The sequence below is a fragment of the Mesorhizobium sp. M1A.F.Ca.IN.022.07.1.1 genome, assembly GCF_003997575.1.
GTDB lineage: Bacteria > Pseudomonadota > Alphaproteobacteria > Rhizobiales > Rhizobiaceae > Mesorhizobium.
Genome location: NZ_RZST01000439.1, coordinates 1 through 4,116 on the forward strand (window position 1 = coordinate 1; position 4,116 = coordinate 4,116).

Sequence of the window (4,116 nt, forward strand, 5' to 3'; positions counted from 1 at the left end):
AGTTTCCGGGTATGCCCTATTGCGGCGGGCCGAAGACGCCCATCTCGGCAGCCCTGGCGACGAATTCGGCTTTGCCGTAGATGCCCGAGGGGGACGCCATCGCCCAGCCATTGGCAACCAGCCAGGCGCCGACATCCTGTTTGCCGAGCATGCACGGCGCGGCGATGGCAAAACGGTCGGCATCGGGCGGCAGGACGCATTTGAGCGCCCGGCCGCGCAGCCAGGCATTGAAGGCGGCGCGGGCGCGCTGCCCGCAGGGCCAGATGACGTCGCCGAACGCGCAGGTTTTGGCGGGATCGACCTCGATGGTCCCGCTGACGATCACCCTGCGCCCCATGGCCTCGAAGATCGCCGACGAGGTGGCGATCGGGCGATAGAGCAGCGTCTCATGCCAGTCCTGCGGCATCGACGTCTTCGGCGGCACGGCGAGGCCGAGCTCGCCGAGCGGAGGGCGGGGCTCGATGCGCTCGATCCTCGCCACGTCGAGCGGCGGCGGCGCGATGAGGTGCTCGGCTATCCTGCGCGTCGGCTGGCCTGGCCGCGTGTCGTGGACGGCGATGCGCGAGGCAGGTCGGGCCTCGCTCGCGACCTGGGCAGGCGGGGAGGGGAGGTCCGGCGGCAACCAGTGCCTCGACGCGGCGACCAGCAGCGCGCCGGCGACCAGCCCGAGGCTGCCGAGCGTCGTGGCAAGCCGGCCGGTCGATTTCGCCTCGCCCAAAGCGCGCCTCGTCGTTTCACCGGATCATACATTAGGCGCCGATGACATCGCTTGAAAAGCAAGGCTTTGCGTTAAGTCTCGCGCAACCAATGCGGCCTACAATCGAGCATCGGATGTCGAGGGGATGACATGACGCGCAAGCCGACACTGCTCTTTGCCTTCCCGGCTCTCATGCTGTTCCTGCTGGCGGCGGAACGGACGGCGACGTTTCTGCTCGGAACCTATTCGGCCAGCCCGACCATGTGGCGCATCTGGCTCGAGCTGCGCCCCTTCTCGACGATGTTCTGGCAGCAGGTGGACTTCTATCTCGGCGGCTCGATGGCCATCGATGCCGCCGTCATCATAGTTGCGTCAGGCGTCTGCTGGATGGCTTGCCATGCGAAAAGATCGGCCGGCTTCTTCCTCGCCAACCATGCCGCGCTGATGTTCACCGGTCTGATGATAGCGGCCGGCAGCCATTCGGAAACGGCGAGCACGATCGCCACCTTCACGGCGCCGCGCGGCTTTCAATTCTCTCTGGCGATCGACTTCAGCTTGAAAAACTGCATGGTGCTGTGCCTTGGCCTTGCGGCCTGCGCCTATTGCCATGTCGCCTTCCTGCGCGAGGCGAGGCTGCGCGCCGAAGCCCGCGCCCTCCGCATCCTGGCGCTGCAGCGTGATCTGTAGACCCCGCTGATCGGAATGCCTTCCGCTAGCGCCCGATGCCGCGTCAGTTGATCTTCTTGTAGTAGACTTTACCGTCGGCCTGCTGGATGCGCTGATAGGACGGATTGGGTCCGGGCGGCGCGGCCTTGCCCTTGAATGCCGGCGCGCCGACGGACGGGTTTTCACCTGCCGAGGCCTCGGCCACGGTCGTGTTGGCGAAACTAGGCTCTGGCGAGCGCGGCGGCTCGGCGTCGGCGGCGACGGGCTGGCCCTGCTCCAGCCGGGCAATATTGCCGTTCATCTGGCCGAAACTCGCCTGCAGCTGCCGGTCCAGCGTCTCGAACCGGCTCTGGAAGCCGTTGTTGACGGTATCGATGCGGGCGCCGATCCGCTGCTCGAACTGGCCGAGCTGGTCCAGCCGCGCCTCCAATGCCCGAAGGTCGTTGACGCCGCGATAGAGATAGAAGGCGGCGGTGACGTTGATGGCGGTGACGAGGACCGCGCCGGCCGCGACCACGCCGATGGTTCTCGCCCGGCTCGGCCTCCCCGGCGCCTTTTCCTGTTCGCTGAGTTCGATTGCCGGAATATCCGCCTCGCTGATCATCGTCATTCCACCACCACCTTTGCGCCCACCGCGACGCGCTTGAGGAGATCTATCACATCCGTGTTCGTCAGCCGAAAACATCCGGACGTGCCGTCGAAGCCGACACCTTTGGGATCGTTGGTGCCATGGATGCGATAGAGCGTGTCGCGCCCGTCGCGCGACAGATAGAGCGCCCTGGCGCCGAGCGGATTGTAGGGGCCGGCGGGCACCATCGCTGGTAGCTCCGGCTGGCGGACGCGCATTTCTTTGGGCGGGCGCCATTCCGGCCATTCGGTCTTGGCGGCGACCTTGACGGTGCCGGTCCAGCCGAAGCCGTCGCGGCCGACGCTGATCTGGTAGCGCAGCGCCTGGCTCTTGTTCGTGACCAGATAGAGCGCCTTCTCGTTTTTGCGGATGATGATCGTTCCCGGTTGCTCGCCGGTCTGGAAGGCGACCGTCTTGCGCAGGCTGGGACCCATGGCGGGAAGCGGCGGCAGTCCCGACCCGGCTTGAGCGAAATCGCAAGGCACCGCCAGCGCGATTCCGATCAGGCAGGCGACGGCGAGGCCTGTCGCTATCCGCCGCTTCGGGCTAGCGCTGGGCATTGTCCAGCCGCTCCTTGAACATGCGCTTCAGGTCCTTGTTGAAGCGGGCCCGGCTGTCCACCTCGGAGGGCAGGATGGCGCGGTTCAGCGCATCGGCGAGCAACGCGTTGTCGAGCACCAGCGACTTGATGTGCGGCGCCTTGAAGATCTTCTCCAGCTCGCTGCGCGAGAAGTGGTTGCCGAACCATTTGCGCTTGTGCTTGTTCGCGACCAAGGTGATCGAGACGCCGTTGCCGCGCAATTCGCGGATCTTCTTGTAGAGCCGCTTGCCCTGCCTGAGCGAGGCGACGTTGAGCTCGAAGACGATGAAGATCTCGTCGCTGGTGCGCAGCACCGACTCGTGCCACGGCGTCTCGATGTTGGGCAAGTCGATGACGATGTCGTCGAAGCGATATGCGACGAGGTCGAGCAGCCGGAAGACGAAATCCGCGCCGCGCGGCTCGAACGGCAATTGCGGCCGCTCGAAGGAATAGAGCGTGAGGCCGGACGGCCGCGACAGCTTGATGACATCCATCAGCTCGACATCGAGTCGCTCCGGCTGGCCGATGATGCCGGCAAGGTCGAACTGGTTGAACTGGTTGAGATAGGCGCCGCAATTGGCGCTCTGGAAGTCGAGGTCGACGAGGCAGGTCGAGGCCGCCCGCTCGGCCGATTTCGAGGCGAGATGCTCGGCCGCCGAGATCGCCAGCGTGGTCGCGCCGGCGCCGCCGCTGGCGGCAATGAAGGTGACGATCCGGCTCTTCGTGCCCTGGTTGCCGGTGTCGTGGAAGGTGACGGCGTTGAGCAGCTCCTTGGGGTCGAGCGGCTTGTGCAGCCAGTCCGACGCATTCATGCGCACCAGCACCCGCGTCTGCTCCGACGTCAACTCGCCCGAGACCGCGATCAGCGGTACTGAAGCCCAGGCCGAGCGCGCCTCGACAAGGGCATTGTTGCCGAGCAGCTCGCCGTCGCCGAGATCGAGGATGATGATGCCCGGCCGCGCATCGGCCGGCGGCCCCTTGAGGAACTCGACCGCCTCCGAAACCCTGACGTCATAGATAGCCAGCGCGTCGAGCCGCGTGGTCACGTCGTGCCTGAAATTCGGATCGGACGAAAACAGGGCGACCTGCTTGCGTTTCGTCGGCAGCACTCTGGTGTCGATGGCGTTCATGGCCATGTACTCTTTAAATCTTCACCCGTTACGGTACTCAGCATGGAAGGCATGTTGATGTTGGCGAACCCCATCAGCCCTTGGAGGAAGAAGAACTGGAAGGTCCTGTTCTGAAGGCTGACCGTGATGGTCGGCACGGGACCACCGAGGCGAGTCTGGTAACCGAGCCCGGTTGCCGTGTAGGTGACGACCACGTTGCTGCGCAGCAGGCCTGGGAAGAAGTGGCACATCCCGGGTCTCTGGCCCGCGGTAAGGGCCGGGCATGCATCGTTGCTGGTATTGGCCGTATCGCCGCGGAATACCCGGCTGAATGCAGCGGCGTTGAACCCGCCATTGTTGGTGCAAGATCCCGTGGCACCTGTGTAACTGCAAACGAACGGACCATAAGCGCCCGCGACGACCGGCGCCCCGGGAT

6 protein-coding genes are annotated in these 4,116 nt (G+C 65.3%); 1 reads left to right on the forward strand and 5 read right to left on the reverse strand.

What is annotated here, in order from left to right; all coding sequences use genetic code 11:
* Positions 1 to 16 precede the first annotated feature (16 nt).
* On the reverse strand, positions 17 to 718 hold the full coding sequence (locus EOA75_RS29840) for a thermonuclease family protein (RefSeq protein ID WP_127325828.1): 702 nt from the start codon (positions 716 to 718) through the stop codon (positions 17 to 19).
* 129 nt (positions 719 to 847) lie between these two features.
* On the opposite strand from EOA75_RS29840, the gene EOA75_RS29845 reads away from it, so the two are divergent.
* Positions 848 to 1,384 (forward strand): hypothetical protein, encoded by a 537-nt coding sequence (locus EOA75_RS29845; RefSeq protein WP_127325829.1) that lies wholly within the window; start codon positions 848 to 850, stop codon positions 1,382 to 1,384.
* A 43-nt stretch (positions 1,385 to 1,427) separates the two neighbouring features.
* Here the strand turns inward: EOA75_RS29845 and EOA75_RS29850 are convergent, their stop codons facing one another.
* The 4 genes from EOA75_RS29850 to EOA75_RS29865 all read right to left on the reverse strand — a co-directional run.
* Positions 1,428 to 1,973, reverse strand: coding sequence for a hypothetical protein (locus tag EOA75_RS29850; RefSeq protein WP_127325830.1), 546 nt, complete (start codon positions 1,971 to 1,973; stop codon positions 1,428 to 1,430).
* Positions 1,970 to 2,551 (reverse strand): L,D-transpeptidase, encoded by a 582-nt coding sequence (locus EOA75_RS29855; protein WP_127325831.1) that lies wholly within the window; start codon positions 2,549 to 2,551, stop codon positions 1,970 to 1,972. Before EOA75_RS29855 ends, EOA75_RS29850 begins: the two co-directional genes overlap by 4 nt.
* Positions 2,538 to 3,701 carry an AAA family ATPase gene (locus EOA75_RS29860; RefSeq protein WP_127325832.1) on the reverse strand — a complete coding sequence of 388 codons (1,164 nt, stop codon included), beginning with the start codon at positions 3,699 to 3,701 and terminating at the stop codon, positions 2,538 to 2,540. The genes EOA75_RS29855 and EOA75_RS29860 overlap by 14 nt, the downstream gene beginning before the upstream one ends.
* A partial coding sequence (locus EOA75_RS29865; protein ID WP_127325833.1) for a pilus assembly protein occupies positions 3,698 to 4,116 on the reverse strand: 419 nt, incomplete at its 5' end. The genes EOA75_RS29865 and EOA75_RS29860, both read right to left, overlap by 4 nt.